Genomic DNA, 15388 nt, shown 5'->3' with positions numbered 1-15388 from the left:
AGCCGCTGAACCCCCTCGAGCCTATTGGCGGGTCTACTCGGACTTGTACTGCGTGCGCCAGCCGCCTTGGTAGGTCGCTCGGGCGACGGTCGAGTAGGGCACCGGGCTGACCACGGCGCGGACCTCGGTCTGCTCGTGGGGCTCGACGCTCGCCTTGGTGGTGCCGCCATTCGGCTCGCCCCAGACGACCTTGAGCTCGGTGCCCTCGGGCACGCTCGGGTCGATCGTGGCGAGCGACAGGCCGCGGCGCTCGTTGGCGCTGTAGCCGGTGAACATCGAGTAGCCCACGACGGTGCCATCGGCATCCACCACGGCGTCGTAGTTCGCCGAGCCGTAGTTCGCGAGCGGCAGGTCGAAGAACTTGTAGTTCGGGCCGTCGACGTTCAGGAGCGAGGTCCACACCTTGCCGAGGTCGTCTGCGTCCCACGCGAGCGTGACCTTCTTGCGCTGCGAAGCGGGGTCGATCTTCTCGAGGGCATCGCGGCCGATGAAGTCGTGGTCGAACTTGACGAACGACCCGTAGCCGAGCTCCCACGGAGTCAGGTAGTAGTCCTCGATGTCGTCCGAGACGAACGACCCGGCCAGCGTCCCGGTCGCCTCGTAGCCGTCGGCGGGCAGCCATTCGCGGTAGGCGCGCTCGGCCTCACCCGTGTAGATGGCGGGGAGCGGGGAGGGGATCCAGCCCGACTCGAGCGTGTTCGAGGGGTAGGCGCGCGATCCGACCGGAAGCAGCCCGAACTCGGCGCCGGCGGTCACGATCGCCGTCCAGATGCGGTCGTGATCGGCGTACGGGCCCCAGATCTCCAGGCCCGGCGCACCGGCCATGCCGTGGCGCAGGGTGCGCACCGTGGTGCCGTCGATCGTCATCGTCGACATGGTGAAGAAGCGGAGCTGCTCGAGCGGGCCGCCGTTGAGCTTCTCGATGACCTGCCACGCGTTGGGCCCCTGGATCTGGAAGCGGTAGTACCGACGGCTGACCTCGTGCCCGTAGGGGCGCGACGGCGAACGGCGGTCGACGGTGACCTCGAGGTTCGAGTATCCACCGGTCTCGCCGTGGTACAGCAGCCAGTTGGAGGCGGGCGCGCGCCCGACGTACGTGTATTCGTCTTCACCCTCGCGGAACAGGATCCCGTCGCCGATGACGTGGCCCGCGGCTGTGGTCGGAACGTACTGCTTGGCCTTGTCGACGGGGAAGTTGGCCACCGAGTTGATCGCGGTGTCGGAGATCAGGTTGATGGCGTCCGAGCCCTTGAGGAACACGTTGTCCATGTGGTGCGACTGGTCGTAGAGCACGGCCGTGTCACGCCACGCCTTCTGCTCCTTGATCCAGTTCTGGAAGTCGGCCGGCACGACCGGGTAGATGTACGAGCCGATCTGCGAGTTGCGCAGGAGTTCGACGGGATTTCCTGCCGCGTCTATGACTTCCTGCAAGTTCCTGGGTGCCACGATGAACCTCGGTTTCTCTGTGTTGTGGAAAGGGGGATGCCTCGGCCCGAGGCATCCATTCGGTCAGGGTCGGTCGGTGAAGACGATGGTCTGGTTGCCGTGCCGGATGACGCGGTCTTCGGCGTGCCATTGGACGGCGCGCGACAGCACGGCGCGCTCGACGTAGGCCCCGCGTGCCTGGAGGGCGGCGGCGTCCATGGCGTGGTTCACCCGTGCGACGTCCTGCTCGATGATGGGGCCCTCGTCGAGCTCTTTCGTCACATAGTGCGAGGTCGCGCCGATGAGCTTCACGCCGCGCTCCTTGGCCTTGCGGTAGGGGGCGGCGCCGATGAAGGCGGGCAGGAAGGAGTGGTGGATGTTGATCACCGGCACCTGGACGGCGTCCAGGAAATCCTCCGAGATGATCTGCATGTAGCGGGCCAGCACGACGAAGTCGACGTTGCCGGTGAGCAGCTCGAGGATGCGACCTTCGGCCTCGGATTTGTCCGGCCCCTGCGACGGGATGTGGAAGAACGGGATGCCGAAGGAGCGGACGTCGTCGGCCACGTTGGTGTGGTTGGAGATCACCATCGGGATGGTCACGTTCAGCTCGCCGTGACGGTGGCGCCAGAGGAGCTCGAGCAAGCAGTGATCGCTCGTCGAGGCGAGGATCGCCATCCGTTTCGGTATCGACTGGTCGGTCAGCTGCCAGGTCATGCCGTACGGCTCGAGGGTGCTCTGCAGGTCGGCCTCGATGTCGGGGAGGACGGCTGAGAGGTCGCGGCGATGGAACACGACCCGCTGGAAGAAGTGGCCGCCCTCCGGGTCGTCGGAGTACTGGTCGAGGCTGACGATGTTCGCCTCATTGCGGGTGATCAGCGCCGTCACGGCGGCGACGATTCCGGGCTGGTCGGGGCCATGGACGATCAGGCAGGCGCGATCTGCGAGCGCGGTGGTGTGCACAGTCATGAGACAACCCTGTCAGGACTGGACGGCGGCGTAGGCGTGTGCCCAGTCGGCGGTCGCCTTGAGGCCCCCGAACGTGTAGAAGTGCAGCTTCACCGTGCCGGCCGAAGGGTCTGCGGCGAGGAGTCCGGACAGGTCGGTGACGAACTTGTCGGGACCGGCGGTGCCCATCAGGTTGGTCAGCGAGAAGCCGTACTTCTTCACGATCATCGCGTTGGCTCCGATGCCGAACCGGCGGGCGAAGCCGAGCAGCCGCTTGATACCTGCGGGGCCCGGCGTGCCGATCCGGATCTGGGTGTCGATGCCGCGTGCTCGCACCGCATTGATCCACGTGATCACCGGATCGGTGTCGAACGCGAACTGCGTCAGGATCGTGGCATCCAGTCCCTGCTCGCGCAGCGACCACGACTTGTCGTCGAGTGCTTTCCAGAGCTTCTCGTCGGAGATGTCGGGGTGGCCCTCCGGGTAGCCCGCGATGCTGACGTGCGTGACGCCGTAGTCGCGCAGCAGGCCGGTGCGGATGACGTCGAAGGAATCCTCGTACGGTCCTTCCGGAGTGCTGGGATCACCGCCGACGACGAATACCTGGTCGGTCGCGCCCACCTCCTGCAGGGCCGAGAGGAACTCCTCCAGCTGCGCGCGCGACTGCAGCCGACGGGCGGAGATGTGCGGCACCGGGATGAAGCCGAGTTCGCGCACGGTCTTGGCGGCGGACACGCGCATCCCGAGATCTTCGTTGCCCAGAAACGTGACGTTGATCCGGGTGCCGAGGGGAATCGAGTCCTTCGCCTCGAGGAGGCCCGGCACATCCTTGCCGGTCATCTCCAGCGAGAAGTCGGAGATGAGCGCTCGCGCTGCAGCCTTATCGGGTGCGGGGGTCGTGTGTGCCACTGATCGGGGTCCTTTCCACTCTCAGCCGGATCGCGTCATCGCGCTCCTGAGGATGAATATACCTATAGCCATAGGGAATGTCCATAGGCAAGGAAAGAGAGAGGCATCACCTCGCCCGAGCGCCGTCGTGGCGGCGCCGGGAGAGGCCCGATCAGTCCTGCTCGGCGCTCCCGACCGCGTCGAGCGTCGGCGAGAGATCCGGTGTCTGCTTCAGCAGGCGCACCAGCAGATGGTTGAGCTGCGCGACTTCGTCGGCGGTGAGATCGGACAGGACGATCTCTTGACCCTGCAGCGAGATCGGCTTCATCCGATCGTGCATGTCCGCCCCGGCGCGGGTGAGGTAGAGGTGACGTGATCCGCGTCTGCCGTCGGCGGGCACGATGAGCTCGCGGGCGATCAGCGTGTTCACGCTCTTGGAGACGATGGCCTTGTTCATGGCCACGAACTCCGAGATCTCGGTGGAAGTCGCCCCGGGCCGGATCGAGATGGCCGAGATCACCCGCCAGTCGTTGGTGCCGAGGTTGAACTCGTTGCGCAGCAGTCGCGACTCTCGCCACACCAGGGCATTCGAGATCAGGTGCAGCAGGCGGGGCGTGAAGTTCTCGCTGTCGACGACGTCTCTCAGAGGCTCCGTGATGACTTCCGCGGCGCCGAGGAATACAGGGCCGCCCAGGTCATCCACCTCGCCTGCCAACCGCACTCCCATCCAGCGCCGGATCACGGAGAAATCCGTGACGAGAGCATAGCAGCATCCCTAAACAGGTTTATACACATTCCTGTTTACTTGTAAACCGTATCGTGTTACTGTCGCAACGTGAGCATCCGGCAGTCCGGATCAGATCACGAGCGAATGTCGATGGAGACCGCACAGCCGGCCCCTCGTCGACGCGTTCCGACGACGAGGAGACATGTGATGGGCGATCAGACCCTGCAGACAGTGGGTGATACGCACACCGTCGAAGAGCTGGAAGACCTGGCATTCGAGCTGCGATCGAAACTGCTGTACCTGTGCGGCAACTACGAGGGAGCCGTCCACATCGGCGGCGACCTCTCGGCGGCCGATATCTTCACCGCCCTCTTCCACTACGGCCTGCAGGTCGATCCCACCGACCTGCGCAACCCGGCGCGCGATCGCTTCGTGCTGAGCAAAGGCCACGCGGCGGTCTGCATGTACATCGCGATGTCGATGCGCGGCTTCTTCTCGTTCGAGGGGATCGTCGACACCTATGGACAGCTCGACAGCGCGTACGGGATGCACCCGTGCAAAGTGCAGCTGCCGGGTGTGGAGTGCTCGACGGGATCGCTCGGTCACGGCCTGCCGATCGCGGTGGGCATGGCCCTGAGCGCCCGAGGCCGCGGAGAGTCGCACCGGGTCGTGTGCCTGCTGGGCGACGGCGAGACCGGCGAAGGATCGGTGTGGGAGGCCGCGATGGCAGCCCGCAGCAACGAGCTCGGAAACCTGGTCGCGTTCGTCGACCGGAACCGGCAGATGATGACGAGCTTCGCCGAGGAGCGGGTCGTGTTCGAGCCCTATCCCGACAAGTGGGCGGCGTTCGGGTGGAACGTCGTGCACATCGACGGCCACGACATGGGCGAGCTGGTCGAGGCGATCGATGCCCTGCCGCCGACCAGCGCCGATCGTCCGACCGTCGTCATCTGCGAGACCGTCAAGGGCAAGGGCGTGGACTTCATGGAGCACAACCTCGCCTGGCACGCCGGCTCGCTCGGCGCCGCCGACCTGGAACGCGCAATGGCCGCGCTGCAGGCCTCCCGCGAGAAGGAGTCCGTCTGATGCCCGTCACCTTCACCTTCGGAGAGATGCTCTCCGCCCGATCTGTGATCGGGTCGACCCTCGCAGAGCTCGGCGAGGAGCATCCGAACCTCTGGGTCATCACGCCGGACATCGGCGCGACGCTCGTGGAGTTCCGCGACAAGTACCCCGACCGCTTCCTCGATGTCGGACTCGCCGAGCAGGTCAGCGTCGGCATCGCCGCGGGCCTCGCCTACGACGGCAACATCCCGGTGGTCTCGGGCATGCTCCCGTTCCTCTCGATGCGCGCCCTCGAGCAGGTGCGCAGCGACGTCTGCTACCCGAATCTGCCGGTGAAGATCATCGGCACCCACGGCGGCCTCGTCGGCAACGGTGGCTCGACCCACTACGCGGTCGAAGACCTCGCGCTGATGTGCGCCCTGACGAACATGACCGTCACCTCCATCGGCGACCCGCTGATGGTCGGCGAGATCCTCCGGCAGTCGATGTCGATGGAGGGGCCCATCTACATCCGCCTCGCCGTCGGCAAGAAGGACAAGGTGCTCTACGAGCCCGGCCAGCACGACATCCGCATCGGCAAGGGCATCATCGCCCGGCAGGGGACGGATGCCACGATCTTCACGCACGGGACGGTAGTGGCGCAGGCGCTAGAGGCCGCGGACGAGCTCGAGAGGGAGGGCTTCTCGGTGCGGGTGGTCGACATGTTCACGCTCAAGCCGATCGATCAGGACCTGATCGCGCAGTGCGCGGACGAGACCGGCGGGCGCTTCGTGATCCTCGAGGATCACCTCGCCTATGGAGGTCTCGCATCACGCGTGGCCGACGTCATCGCCGACCGGGGCATCCACCTCACCGCCTTCGAACGCCTCGGCATCCCGCAGGTCTACGCCGGGTTCGGCGAAGACGAGCAGTTGCGCGACAAACACGGCTACGGCCTGTCTGCGACGATCGCCGCCACTCGCCGGGCCATCGCCGCCGGCGACTGACCCCCGCACCCCCACCGCCGGAAACCTCGCTCAACGGAGAGACGAATGAGAACAGTCGCCGTCACCAAGATCGGCAGCCTGCGCGATCCTGACGAATCAACTCGCGGACGCATCGGCGTCGTCGACTTCCCCGACCAGCCGCTCGGCCCCGAGGACGTGCGCATCCGCGTCGCGTACTCGGCGATCTGCGGCTCGGATCCGCACCTCGCCGAGGGCTTCTTCGGCACCGACGTGCCGATCGGGCTGGGGCACGAGCTGTCGGGCGTCGTCGAGGCGATCGGTGAGAAGGCCCACCGCAACGGTCTGGAGGTCGGCGACCGTGTCGCCGGCAACTTCCTGCGGTTCTGCGGCACCTGCACGCCCTGCCGGGCGGGCCGGCAGCAGTTCTGCGAGCACATCCAGGACTACAACCGGCCGGGAATGGCGGAGACGGTCACCTGGCACGAATCGCAGGTGTACGCGCTGCCCGACGAGGTGTCACTGCTGCACGGATGCCTGCTCGAGCCGACCTCGGTGGCGGTGCGCATCGCCGACAAGACCCGCATCAGGGTCGGCGACCGCGTCGCGATCTGCGGCGGCGGACCCATCGGCCAGCTGGCTCTGCAGGTCATGAAGATGAACGGCGCGACCTCGCTCACGCTGATCGAGCCGATCGCCGAGCGTCGTGAGATGGCGCAGCGTCACGGTGCGGATCACGTCATCGACCCGGTGGGCGAAGACCAGTACCTGCGGGCGGACGAGATCACCGACGGTCGGGGCTACGACGTGGTGATCGATGCATCCGGTTCGCCTCGTGCCGTCCGCGGACTGCTCGACATCGCGGCCAAGGGGGCCACGGTGATCTACGGCGCGATGTACCCGCACGACTTCGAGATGCCCCTGGGCCTCTCTGACTACCTCTACCTCAAAGAGCTCACGCTCACCGGGGTCTTCGTGTCACCGTACGCGTTCCCGCGCGCGCTGCAGATTCTGCCCTACCTCGACCTGGATGAGCTGACCCAGTCGGTGTTCGACCTCGAGGAGGCGACGGAGGCGTTCGCTGTTCACGTCAGCGGGCGGTTCCCGAAGGTCATCATCCGATGCAACGACATCGACGACGCCGGGAGTGCATCATGACCCTGCTGGGCGACGCGCCCGTGATCGCTGCGGCCATCCCCGCGCTCGAGGCCGTCGACATCGTCAAGAGCTTCGACGGGGTGCACGCTCTGAAGGGAGTGCACCTGTCGGTCAGGCCGGGCGAGATCCATGCGCTCCTCGGTGAGAACGGCGCGGGCAAGTCGACGCTCATCAAGGTGATCACCGGGCTCTACGACCCCGATTCGGGCCAGATCCGGCGCAACGGCGAGGAAGTCGTGTTCGCCAATGTACGGGCGGCCCACAAGGCGGGCATCGTCGCGCTGTACCAGGAGCTCTCGATCGTGCCGACCACGTCCGTCGCCGAGAACGTGCTGCTGGGGGAGCAGCTGCCGAGTCGATTCGGCTTCGTCGACGGCCGTGCGCTCCGCCGTCGTGCGCGTGAGCAGCTCGAGCGGCTGAACCAGAAGATCTCGATGCGCAAGCTCGCCGGAGACCTCTCACCGGTCCAGCAGACGATGGTTGCCGTCGCGCGTGCCCTCGCAACGGACGCACGCGTCCTCATTCTCGATGAGCCGACCGCATCCCTCACCGACACCGAGATCCGCGAGGTCTTCACGGTGCTGCGCTCCCTCCGCGACGACGGGGTGGCCATCATCTACGTCTCGCATCGCCTGGAGGAGGTCTTCGAGCTCTGCGACCGCCTCACGATCATGCGCAACGGAGAGACGATCACGACGAAGGATGTCGGCGACACGACGATCAGCGAGGTCATCTCCACGATGGTCGGCCGCAACGCCGACTCGCTCTATCCCGACCGCGGCGACACCTCGACCGAGGTCGCGATCGTCGTCGAGGGGCTGGAAGGCCGCCGCGTCACGGACGTCTCTTTCACGGCGCATGTCGGCGAGGTGCTCGGCATCGGGGGCCTCGCCGGCTCCGGACGCAGCGAGCTGCTCCGCATCCTGGCCGGGGCGCAGGGTTACCGGGCCGGCACGGTCACCGTCGCCGGCGAGGTCATCCCTCGTCGTTCGGGCGTCGGCCGGGTACTGGCGGCGGGAGTGGCACTCGTACCGGAAGAGCGTCGCAGCCAGGGAGTCCTCCTCGGGTCATCCATCCAGGACAACATCGCCCTCGCCAACATCTCGGCGGTCAGTCGCGGCGGCCTCGTCTCGCGTGGCCGCATCGCGCAGATCGCGAACCGCGGCATGGCCGACCTCCAGATCAAGGCGCGCAGTCCGCGTCAGACCGTCGGCGAGCTCTCCGGCGGCAACCAGCAGAAGGTCGTGCTGGCCAAGATGCTCGCGCGCCGCCCCAAGGTCCTCTTGATGGACGAGCCCACCCGCGGCATCGACGTCGGCACGAAGGCGGAGATCTACCGGCTCATCCGTGAGTTGGCCGCCACCGGCACGACCGTGATCGCAGTCAGCTCGGAGCTGCCGGAACTCATCGGGATGTGCGATCGCATCCTCATCATGCACGAGGGCTCGATCGCGGGTGACGTCCCCGCGGCGGGCGCCGACGACGAACTCCTCCTCTCATACGCCTACGGAAGGTCGACATCATGACGATTCAGAAGGAGCCGACGCGGACGGGGACGATCATCGCCCAGCAGTCGCGGACGGCCGGCCGCGCGCTCGTGCAGAGTGGCACGATCGTGGCGCTGATCCTGCTCATCCTCTTCTTCTTCGCGATGCGACCCGACACATTCCTGTCGTTCGTGAACGTCCGGAACATCCTCTACCAGATCTCGATCCTGGCGATCATCGCGGGGGCGCAGACCATCGTGATGGTCGTCGGCGACTTCGACCTGTCGGTGGGCGCCACCTCGAGTCTCGCCGGCGCGGTCACCGCAGCGCTCCTGCTCGGCGACAACCCCCTGCCGATGGCCATCTTGGCGGGCCTGGCGGTCGGACTCCTGGTGGGCCTGGTCAACGGCGTGCTGATCGCCTACCTTAGGCTCTCCGCGTTCATCGCGACACTGGCCACGATGACCTCCGTCATCGGCTTGGCCTATCTGGTCACCGGCGGCACAACGGTCTTCGGCATGCCGGCCCCGTTCAACGAACTGGGTCAGGGCAAGTTCCTCAACGTCCCGCTTCCGGTGTACTTCGCGGTGGTGATCTCGGTGCTGATCTGGGCGCTGCTGCGCTTCACGACTCTGGGGCGGCGCCTGCACGCGATCGGCGGGAATGAGGAGGTCGCCCGGCTCTCCGGCGTCAATGTGCGCTGGGCGCGCCTGCTCGCCTTCACCATGGCCGGATTCATCTCCGCGATCGGCGGCATCCTGCTCGCCGCGCGGCTCGGCAGCGCGGCTGCCGAGCAGGGCGGCGACAACACCCTGTTCTCGGTCGCCGCGGTCTTCCTGGGCATGACCGTGATCCGCTCAGGGGCGGCGAACCTCGGCGGCACGATGATCGGCGTCGCCATCATCGGCGTCATGAGCAACGGGCTGAACATCCTGGGCGTGAACGCCTACGTCCAACAGGTGGTGACCGGGATCATCATCATCCTGGCCGTCGTCCTGTCGGGCCTCAAGACGCGGGAGCGATAACCCGCGCCCCGCTGAGCGCCAGGCGGCCACCGCCCGCGTGCGCACCGAGAAGCAAGAAGCAAGCAAACCCAAGAATCACGAACGCATTCACACAGAGGAGTAACACATGCGTACCAACTTCAAGATCGCCGCGGCGGTCGCCGTCGCGGCCGCTCTCGCGCTGACGGGGTGCTCGAGCGGGGGCTCGGGCTCCGGCGGCAGCAGCGGCGGCACCGGCGACGAGCCGTTCAAGGTCATCGCGTTCACTTCCGGCAACCAGACTCCGGTCGGAGCATGGTGGGTCAAGGCCGTCACCGCGAAGGCGGCCGAGCTCGGCTGGGATCTCACGATGATCCAGGGCGACTTCGACTTCCAGAAGATGAACCCCGCCGTCGAGAGCGCGATCGGGCAGGGCGCTGACGTCATCCTCGACGGGTACACCGACGTGTCGTCGATCGGGTCGATCGTCTCGGCGGCGAAGGATGCCGACATCCCGATCTTCTCGATGGATGCGGGCACCGAGGCCACCGACGCCTTCGTCACGAACATCACCACCAACCAGCAGCAGATCGTCGACAAGACGGTCGACGCGATCGACACGTCGATCGGCAGCCTCAAGGGCAAGACCGTGATGGTCATCGGTCACGACCCGCACGCCGGTATCCGGCTGCGCTCCGCGCTCGCGGTGAAGGCGTTCGAGGCCGCCGGGGCCACCGTGGTCGGCGGCGCGCCGCAGCAGGTGACCAACCCGGCGACGGGTCGCACCGAGGCGCTGAACTTCGTCTCCGACTACCTCTCGGCCAACCCCGACGGCCTTGACGCCGTCTGGGCGGGCTGGGACGACGCCGCGCTCGGCGCCGCACAAGGCCTGTCGGAGGGCGGCTCGTCCGCACCGGTGACAGGGGTCGACGCTCTCGCGGAGACGCTCGCGTCGATCGAGGCCGGCGGGAACATGCTCGGCACGATCGACCAGCCCTGGCCGAAGGTGCTCGACATGCTCGTCACGGACGTGCAGGCCTACCAGAAGGACGGCGCGATGCCGGCGGAGAACTTCGTCGCCGTCGACGTGACGCTCGTGAACAAGGACAACGCGGCCCAGACCACGCCGTCCGACAAGCTCTGACCTTCTGCAACACCGGTGGGGGCGGATGCTCCGGCATCCGCCTCCGCCACCCTCCACTTTCGCTGCACACACACTCTCCAGGAACAGGAACACCCATGCGTCTCGACGGGAAAGTCGCGCTCATCACCGGCGGAGCAAGCGGTATCGGTCTCGCCACGGTACGGAAGTTCGTCCGCGAGGGCGCCAAGGTCATGATCGCCGACATCAACCTGGGTCAGGCGCAGGCCGCCGCTGACGAGATCTCGGGCGAGGGCTTCGAGGGCAGCGTCGCCGCGGTCGGCGTGAACGTCGCGGTGTTCAGCGAGGTCGAGGCGGCGGTGGCGCGCGCGGTCTCGGTCTTCGGAAAGCTCGACGTGATCTTCAACAATGCGGGCATCGCGGGCGGCAAGCCCCTGCTCGACCACGACCCCGAGGTCGACTACGCCCCCCTCATCCGCATCGACCAGGACGGCGTGTACTACGGCATCCTCGCCGCGGGCCGGCAGTTCCGCGACCAGGGCACCGGCGGCGTCATCATCAGCACCTCGTCGATCTATGGCGAGCAGGCCGCCGAGCTCTCGTTCACCTACAGTGCCGCGAAGGCCGCCGTGATCTCCTTCACCCGATCGGCGGCGTACGAACTCGCCGAATTCGGCGTCCGCGCCGTCGCGATCACCCCCGGGCGCGTGTCGACGCCGATCATCAACCAGTTCAGCGAAGAACTCCGCGCGCTGTTCGCGTCCGAGCAGCTGCGGGGCAAGATGACCGCTCCGGAGGAGATCGCCGACGTGGTCGCCTTCCTCGCCTCCGACGAATCCAACGTGATCAACGGAACGGTCGTGCACGTGGACGACGGCTATTCGGCATACAAGCAGCGCCTCGACCTGCCGACGTTCTGACCCGAGCACGCGCATGACACTCGAATCGCTCATTCCGCACCTTGATGTGGCCGCACACATCAACGTGCTGCTGCCCGACGCGACGCCGACCGCCCTGGCCTCCGCGCTCGAGGTGCTCGCGGCGCAGGGCTACTCGCGGGTGGTCCTGCCTCCGCTGGACCCTGCGGCGACGGATGCTGCGACCCTTCGCCGCATCTTCGCCGACCGGGCCGTCGCACCCATCACGATCGCCGGCGGACAGGCGGGGGCGGCGGACGTGTCGTCGGCTGACGCGGCCGAGCGTGCGGCAGGCGCAGCACTCCTGCGCGCCGTCGTCGATCTGACGGTCGAACTCGGCGGTGATCAGATGAACGGCGTGCCGTACGGACCCTTCGGGGCGCCGGGCGGCCCGACCTCGCCGGCGGCGGTGGAGCGCGCTGCTCGCGAGGTGGGCGCGGTCGCCGATTACGCCCACGATCGCGGCATCACGATGACGTTCGAGGTGCTCAACCGCTACGAGACCTCCCTTCTGAACACCGCGGCGCAGGCTCTGGCGTTCGTCGAGCTGAGCGGGTCGGCCAATCTCAGCATCCATCTCGACACCTTCCATATGGCGATCGAAGAAGCCGACATCGCTGCTGCCGTCCGGCTCGCCCTTCCGAAGCTCGCCTACCTCGAGCTGGGTCAGTCGGGGCGGGGGATGCTGAGCACCGGCGCCGTGGACGTCGCCGACATCGTCCGGTCCGCGCTCGACGACGGCTACGCAGGGCGGTGGGGCGTCGAGGCGTTCTCGCGCTCGGTGCTGCCCGCGCCGGCCGCCGACATGCTGGCCATCTGGCGCTCACCGTATGACGATGGAGCCGAGCTGACGGCCGACGCGATGCGGGTCATCCAGCGCGGCTGGACCGCCAGTACGGTCGGGCGCCGCGCGCAGCGGCTCGCCCGCAGCACCTCAGCCTGAACCCCACGAACATCCCCGACAGCATCCGACGAAGGAGTCCTCATGAGCACCGCGATCCAGACGAAAGACACCATGACCGACACGCTGATCGACCCGGCGGTGTTCGCCGGCAAGATCTTCATCGACGGCGAATGGGTCGTCGGAGGCGGCGGCGAGGTCGCCTCGGTCGAGCCCGCGACGGGCGAGACGCTCGCGATGGTGGGCATTGCGGATCCCGCGGATGTCGCGCGCGCTGCGGAGGGCGCGGCGCGGGCGCAGAAGGAGTGGGCAGCCCTGCCGCACCCCGCCCGCGCCGCGGTCCTGCGCAAGGCCGGCCAGCTGTGGGAGCAGTACGCCGACGAGATCGGCGGCTGGAACATCCGTGAGGTCGGGGCGATCCCGCCGCTCGCCGGCTTCGCGCTGCACGTGACGGCCGCCGAGACCTATGAGGCCGCCGCGCTGCCGTCGGCACCGCTCGGATCCATCCTGGCCAGCGAAGAACCGCGACTCTCGCTCGCTCAGCAGGTTCCCGTCGGCGTCGTCGGCGTCATCGCACCGTTCAACGTGCCCCTGATCCTCGCGATCCGCGCCGTGGCGCCGGCGCTCGCGCTCGGCAACGCCGTGCTGCTCAAGCCCGACCCGCGCACGGTCATCACCGGCGGAGTGTCGTTCGTGCGGATCTTCCAGGAGGCGGGCCTGCCGGCCGGGCTGCTGCAGCTCGTACCCGGCGGCGCCGATGTCGGCGAGGCGATCGTCGCAGACCCGCGAGTCCGTGTCGTCGCATTCACCGGATCCACTCGGGCCGGTCGCGCTGTCGGCGAGGTCGCGGCGCGCCACCTGACCCGCGTGCACCTCGAGCTCGGCGGCAACTCGGCGTACATCATCCGCGCCGACGCCGATGTCGACAAGGCCGTCAACCTGGCGACGTGGGGCTCGTTCCTGCACCAGGGCCAGATCTGCATGACCGTCGGCCGGCACATCGTGCACGAGTCGCTCTTCGACGAGTACGTCACCAAGCTCGCGGCGAAGGCCGAATCGATGCACGTCGGCGACCCCGCGGCCGGCCAGGTGCATCTCGGGCCGCTGATCGACGAGGTGCAGCGCGATCGTGTACACACCCTCGTGCAGGATGCTGTCGCGCAAGGCGCCGAGCTCCGCGCAGGCGGAACCTACGACCAGCTCTTCTATCGTCCGACCGTGCTGGCGAACACGCCGAAGGATGCCACGGCCTACGCCGAAGAGGTCTTCGGCCCCGTGGCATCGGTCGTCTCCTTCGCCACCGACGACGAAGCCGCCGCCCTCGCCGCCGACACCGAGTACGGACTCGCGCTCGGAATCGTCACCGCCGACGTGTTCGCGGGGCTCGCCCTCGCCCAGCGCATCCCGACCGGGATCGTGCACATCAACGATCAGACGGTCAACGACGAGGCCAACGCCCCGTTCGGCGGCACCGGCTCGTCGGGCACGGGGTCGCGCCACGGGGGAGCGCAGGCCAACATCGACGCGTTCACCGACACCCGGTGGATCACGATGCGCCGCGAGCCGGGACAGTACCCGCTTTAGCGTTCGCCCGGCGATCGAAAGAGGGAGTTCATCATGAGCCGACCCACCGCCGTGCGCGGCCCCGCGATCCTGGGGGTCGATCCCTTCTCCCGTGCGGGGCTGAGCGACCCGACCGCCGTCGACACCGCGATCCGCGAGACGGCCGCCGTGGTGTGGAGCCCGCAGTACGGGGTCTGGTTCACCGGACGCCACGAGATCGTCGAGCAGGTCTTCCGTGACTACGAGACCTTCGAGTCGTCCGCGGGCACGGGGCTCACCAACACCAAGAAGTCCGAGAACTGGCGGACGCCCAGCGTGATCCTCGAGAACGATCCGCCCGGGCACACGAAGTACCGCCGGGTGATGACCTCGATCCTCAGTCAGCGCGTCGTGCGCCGACTCACCGAAGACTTCCAACGGCAGGCCGACGACCTCGTGGACTCGGTCGTGGGCGCAGGTGAGTTCGACGCGGCCGACCTCGCCGAGACGTTCCCGCTGACGGTTCTCCCCGACGCCGTCGGCGTGGCGCCGGAAGGCCGTCGGCACCTGCTGCCGTACTCGAACCTGAACTTCCAGGCGATGGGGCCGCACAACGAGTTCTACGACGCCGCTGTCGCTGCCGCGGAGGAGGCATCCGCGTTCGTGAACTGGCAGATGCGTCGCGACGCGCTCGCGCCGGGCGGCCTCGGCCAGACGATCTACGGGTACGTGGACGCAGGTGAGATCAGCGAGGAAGACGCGGGGATGCTGGTGCGGACGTTTCTGTCGGCGGGCATCGACACCACCGTGTTCGGCATCCAGTTCGCCCTCAAAGCGCTCGCCGAGAACCCGGACGCATGGTCGGCGCTGCGCGACGATCCGGCGCTCGCACGGAAGGCGTTCGAGGAGGCACTGCGCTGGAATCCGCCGAGCCCGTACATCGGGCGCACGACGGCGTGCGCGACCGACCTCGCGGGCACCTCGATCGGGGAGGGAGAGAAGGTCATCATGGCGCTGGGCGCTGCCAACCGCGACCCGCGACGGTGGACCGACCCGGATGAGTACGACATCACCCGCGATGCGAGCGGCCACCTGGCCTTCGGCACCGGCATCCACGGCTGCGTCGGTCAGATGATGGCGCGCATGGAGGCGTCGTGTCTGCTCTCGGCCCTCGCCCGGCGCGTCCAGACCATCGAGCTCGCCGGAGAGCCGGTCCCGTTCTACTCCAACTGGCTCCGCGGCTTCGAAGCGCTGCCCGTTCGCGTGACCCTCCGATAGCCGTTCGAGAGATCGCCTCGCGC

At 67.6% G+C, this 15388-nt stretch carries 14 protein-coding genes; 10 read left to right on the top strand and 4 right to left on the bottom strand.

Translation table 11 applies throughout. From position 1 onward, the window contains the following. Positions 1-33 precede the first annotated feature (33 nt). From ACFE6Z_RS14480 to ACFE6Z_RS14465, 4 genes are all read right to left on the bottom strand, one after another. Positions 34-1446, bottom strand: coding sequence for an aminomethyl transferase family protein (locus tag ACFE6Z_RS14480; RefSeq protein WP_375386403.1), 1413 nt, complete (start codon positions 1444-1446; stop codon positions 34-36). 63 nt (positions 1447-1509) lie between these two features. Next, positions 1510-2394 carry a formyltetrahydrofolate deformylase gene (purU, locus tag ACFE6Z_RS14475; RefSeq protein WP_375386402.1) on the bottom strand — a complete coding sequence of 295 codons (885 nt, stop codon included), beginning with the start codon at positions 2392-2394 and terminating at the stop codon, positions 1510-1512. Between the two features lie 12 nt (positions 2395-2406). Continuing rightward, positions 2407-3213: a methylenetetrahydrofolate reductase gene (locus tag ACFE6Z_RS14470; protein ID WP_375386459.1), complete on the bottom strand. Its 807-nt coding sequence runs from the start codon at positions 3211-3213 to the stop codon at positions 2407-2409. Between the two features lie 220 nt (positions 3214-3433). Continuing rightward, a complete protein-coding gene (locus ACFE6Z_RS14465; protein WP_375386401.1) occupies positions 3434-4003 on the bottom strand; it encodes a MarR family winged helix-turn-helix transcriptional regulator in 570 nt (189 codons plus the stop codon). 192 nt (positions 4004-4195) lie between these two features. Here ACFE6Z_RS14465 and ACFE6Z_RS14460 point away from each other — a divergent pair, with 192 nt between their 5' ends. The 10 genes from ACFE6Z_RS14460 to ACFE6Z_RS14415 all read left to right on the top strand — a co-directional run bounded on the left by ACFE6Z_RS14460 (position 4196) and on the right by ACFE6Z_RS14415 (position 15365). Beyond that, a complete protein-coding gene (locus ACFE6Z_RS14460) occupies positions 4196-5074 on the top strand; it encodes a transketolase (RefSeq protein ID WP_375386400.1) in 879 nt (292 codons plus the stop codon). Beyond that, entirely contained in the window at positions 5074-6039 is a 966-nt protein-coding gene (locus ACFE6Z_RS14455) for a transketolase family protein (protein WP_375386399.1), read from the top strand. The genes ACFE6Z_RS14460 and ACFE6Z_RS14455 overlap by 1 nt, the downstream gene beginning before the upstream one ends. A gap of 45 nt (positions 6040-6084) precedes the next feature. Further along, a complete protein-coding gene (locus tag ACFE6Z_RS14450; RefSeq protein WP_375386398.1) occupies positions 6085-7155 on the top strand; it encodes a zinc-binding dehydrogenase in 1071 nt (356 codons plus the stop codon). Next, entirely contained in the window at positions 7152-8681 is a 1530-nt protein-coding gene (locus ACFE6Z_RS14445) for a sugar ABC transporter ATP-binding protein (RefSeq protein WP_375386397.1), read from the top strand. Before ACFE6Z_RS14450 ends, ACFE6Z_RS14445 begins: the two co-directional genes overlap by 4 nt. Beyond that, the gene (locus tag ACFE6Z_RS14440; protein ID WP_375386396.1) at positions 8678-9667 is read left to right on the top strand and encodes an ABC transporter permease; all 990 of its coding nucleotides are present in this window, start codon (positions 8678-8680) and stop codon (positions 9665-9667) included. The genes ACFE6Z_RS14445 and ACFE6Z_RS14440 overlap by 4 nt, the downstream gene beginning before the upstream one ends. A 106-nt stretch (positions 9668-9773) precedes the next feature. Further along, on the top strand, positions 9774-10769 hold the full coding sequence (locus ACFE6Z_RS14435) for a sugar ABC transporter substrate-binding protein (protein WP_375386395.1): 996 nt from the start codon (positions 9774-9776) through the stop codon (positions 10767-10769). 95 nt (positions 10770-10864) lie between these two features. Beyond that, positions 10865-11647: an SDR family NAD(P)-dependent oxidoreductase gene (locus ACFE6Z_RS14430; RefSeq protein WP_375386394.1), complete on the top strand. Its 783-nt coding sequence runs from the start codon at positions 10865-10867 to the stop codon at positions 11645-11647. Positions 11648-11660: 13 nt separating this feature from the next. After that, positions 11661-12587 carry a sugar phosphate isomerase/epimerase family protein gene (locus tag ACFE6Z_RS14425; protein WP_375386393.1) on the top strand — a complete coding sequence of 309 codons (927 nt, stop codon included), beginning with the start codon at positions 11661-11663 and terminating at the stop codon, positions 12585-12587. A gap of 42 nt (positions 12588-12629) precedes the next feature. Next, entirely contained in the window at positions 12630-14129 is a 1500-nt protein-coding gene (locus ACFE6Z_RS14420) for an aldehyde dehydrogenase family protein (RefSeq protein WP_375386392.1), read from the top strand. A gap of 33 nt (positions 14130-14162) precedes the next feature. Beyond that, positions 14163-15365: a cytochrome P450 gene (locus ACFE6Z_RS14415; protein WP_375386391.1), complete on the top strand. Its 1203-nt coding sequence runs from the start codon at positions 14163-14165 to the stop codon at positions 15363-15365. The last annotated feature ends 23 nt before the right edge of the window (positions 15366-15388 follow it).

This window comes from uncultured Microbacterium sp., assembly GCF_964244775.1.
GTDB lineage: Bacteria > Actinomycetota > Actinomycetes > Actinomycetales > Microbacteriaceae > Microbacterium.
Note: the sequence above shows the minus strand (reverse complement) of the source record. Positions and strands in the feature narration are given on the sequence as shown.

Bases quoted from the DNA above. Each gene is read 5' to 3' on its own strand.
- ACFE6Z_RS14415 (WP_375386391.1), top strand. From the start codon at position 14,163: ATGAGCCGACCCACCGCCGTGCGCGGCCCCGCGATCCTGGGGGTCGAT.
- purU (WP_375386402.1), bottom strand. From the start codon at position 2,394: ATGACTGTGCACACCACCGCGCTCGCAGATCGCGCCTGCCTGATCGTC.
- ACFE6Z_RS14450 (WP_375386398.1), top strand. From the start codon at position 6,085: ATGAGAACAGTCGCCGTCACCAAGATCGGCAGCCTGCGCGATCCTGAC.
- ACFE6Z_RS14430 (WP_375386394.1), top strand. From the start codon at position 10,865: ATGCGTCTCGACGGGAAAGTCGCGCTCATCACCGGCGGAGCAAGCGGT.
- ACFE6Z_RS14460 (WP_375386400.1), top strand. From the start codon at position 4,196: ATGGGCGATCAGACCCTGCAGACAGTGGGTGATACGCACACCGTCGAA.
- ACFE6Z_RS14425 (WP_375386393.1), top strand. From the start codon at position 11,661: ATGACACTCGAATCGCTCATTCCGCACCTTGATGTGGCCGCACACATC.
- ACFE6Z_RS14420 (WP_375386392.1), top strand. From the start codon at position 12,630: ATGAGCACCGCGATCCAGACGAAAGACACCATGACCGACACGCTGATC.
- ACFE6Z_RS14435 (WP_375386395.1), top strand. From the start codon at position 9,774: ATGCGTACCAACTTCAAGATCGCCGCGGCGGTCGCCGTCGCGGCCGCT.
- ACFE6Z_RS14440 (WP_375386396.1), top strand. From the start codon at position 8,678: ATGACGATTCAGAAGGAGCCGACGCGGACGGGGACGATCATCGCCCAG.
- ACFE6Z_RS14470 (WP_375386459.1), bottom strand. From the start codon at position 3,213: ATGACCGGCAAGGATGTGCCGGGCCTCCTCGAGGCGAAGGACTCGATT.
- ACFE6Z_RS14445 (WP_375386397.1), top strand. From the start codon at position 7,152: ATGACCCTGCTGGGCGACGCGCCCGTGATCGCTGCGGCCATCCCCGCG.
- ACFE6Z_RS14455 (WP_375386399.1), top strand. From the start codon at position 5,074: ATGCCCGTCACCTTCACCTTCGGAGAGATGCTCTCCGCCCGATCTGTG.